Here is a 1705-nt window from a genome sequence, read left to right as displayed (position 1 = left end):
TGAAAATCGTGGTATTCTTAGCCATGAGAGATTCCTCCTCGTAAATGTTGGTGTGGTAACTTACATTTTACATGGAATCTCTCTTTTTTATTGCATTTTATTGGTAAAAATTAGTTAATCAACAGACGTGAGAAAATACATTTACTAACTCTGAAATAGATCTTAATAGGATATATAAAGCTGGTGTTTCTACAAAAGGAGAGAACCGTGGTCTAGGTTTAGCTAATGTTCGTTCAATTTTAAATCAATATGAAAATTGTATTATGAGTACCCGTGTTGATAATAACTGGTTTATCCAAGAACTTCAGATTAGAAAATAGGTGAGTACGAATTGAGAATAGTCATTTGTGAAGATGATATTAAACAAAGAAGAAAACTCCAAAATTTAATTATACAAAATAGTTTTACAAACGACTGGGATACAGAAATTGTTTTATGTGCAGAAAGCCCACAACAAGTCTTAAGTTACATAGAACACAAAAAAGTGGATTGCTATTTTTTGGATATCGAACTTAATTCGGCACAAAATGGCTTAGAACTAGCTCAAGAAATTAGAAATAAAGATTCCTTAGCTAATATAATATTTGTTACAACTTATGCAGATAGGTTGAAATTAACTTTTACATATAAAATCGCTGCACTAGATTATATAGTTAAAGATGATAAAAATTTTGACCAAAGTGTAGTCAGTTCTTTAAATGCGGCATATAAAAGTTTTAAAAATATTTATGAACAAAAAAAAGAGCAATATTTTAGTTTTAAGGTTGGCGAATTTTTAAGGAAAATATATTTCGGTGATATCTATTATTTTGAAACATCGACTAATGCTCATAAAGTAATTCTCAAAGAGGAAAATGGTATCTATGAATTTTATGGGAAATTAAAAGAGATAGAGGAAAATTTGGATGAAAGGTTTTTTAGATGCCATAGAAGTTATTTAATCAATAAGGATAAAATTGAAGTTTTTGATGCCAAATCCAAGCAAGTGAAACTTAATGATGGTTCATTATGCGAAGTATCCTATAAGAAAAAGAGATTATTACAGCAATTATATTTGGAAGCAAAGTAACAAAAATAATGTTTCTGGTGTAAACGCTTGAAGAAAATATAATAAAGCCACCGATTACTAGTAACCCCCTGGTCTTAAGCTTGGACGGACTTCTTTCTTTGGAGTCTGTCCCTTTTTGATTATGTGTAAGCGCCAAATATAGCACACCTTCAACGAATTCAATGGACATGAGACAATCATGAAAATGAATGAAGTTGGAGGTTTTTTTATGAACCGATCTGAAGTAAGCGTCAAATAGCACCCACCTGTTTTCCAGGGGGTGCTATTGTTATGCTATCTATGTAGTTCGTTTAGGCACGTGACAGTTGGTCGGAATTGCATCTGACCAAGGCATCAACGCATCTAACGCTGCTTCATCTGTTAAATCAATTAACGGTAATTGCTCGAAAATATAGGTTAAATATTTCAGTGGATCAAGTTGATTCTCTTTTGCTGTTTCCACAATACTATAGATAATTGCGCTGGCCTTTGCTCCTTTCGGAGAAGCTGAAAATAGCCACGCTTTTCTTCCCATCACGAACGGTTTAATGGAACGTTCGCCTCGATTGTTGTCCAATTCTAGACGACCATCCTTTAAAAATACCACGAGTTTCTGCCACTGATTTAAACAGTATGTAATGGCTTCACCCAATTTTG

At 32.9% G+C, this 1705-nt stretch carries 2 protein-coding genes and 1 pseudogene; 2 read left to right on the top strand and 1 reads right to left on the bottom strand.

Annotated features, from left to right (window positions below; all coding sequences use genetic code 11):
- Positions 1-143 precede the first annotated feature (143 nt).
- Both DDE80_RS15825 and DDE80_RS14275 read left to right on the top strand, forming a co-directional pair.
- Positions 144-320, top strand: a pseudogene (locus DDE80_RS15825) (GHKL domain-containing protein); the annotation flags it as partial.
- An 11-nt stretch (positions 321-331) separates the two neighbouring features.
- A complete protein-coding gene (locus DDE80_RS14275) occupies positions 332-1069 on the top strand; it encodes a LytR/AlgR family response regulator transcription factor (protein ID WP_108308605.1) in 738 nt (245 codons plus the stop codon).
- Positions 1070-1346: 277 nt separating this feature from the next.
- On the opposite strand, the gene DDE80_RS14270 is transcribed toward DDE80_RS14275, so the two are convergent.
- Positions 1347-1705, bottom strand: a 359-nt coding sequence (locus DDE80_RS14270; RefSeq protein WP_153060930.1) for an IS66 family transposase, incomplete at its 5' end; no start/stop codon positions are given.

This window comes from Metalysinibacillus jejuensis (assembly GCF_003057615.1).
Lineage (GTDB): Bacteria > Bacillota > Bacilli > Bacillales_A > Planococcaceae > Metalysinibacillus > Metalysinibacillus jejuensis.
This window is presented reverse-complemented; position numbering and strand designations above follow the sequence as displayed.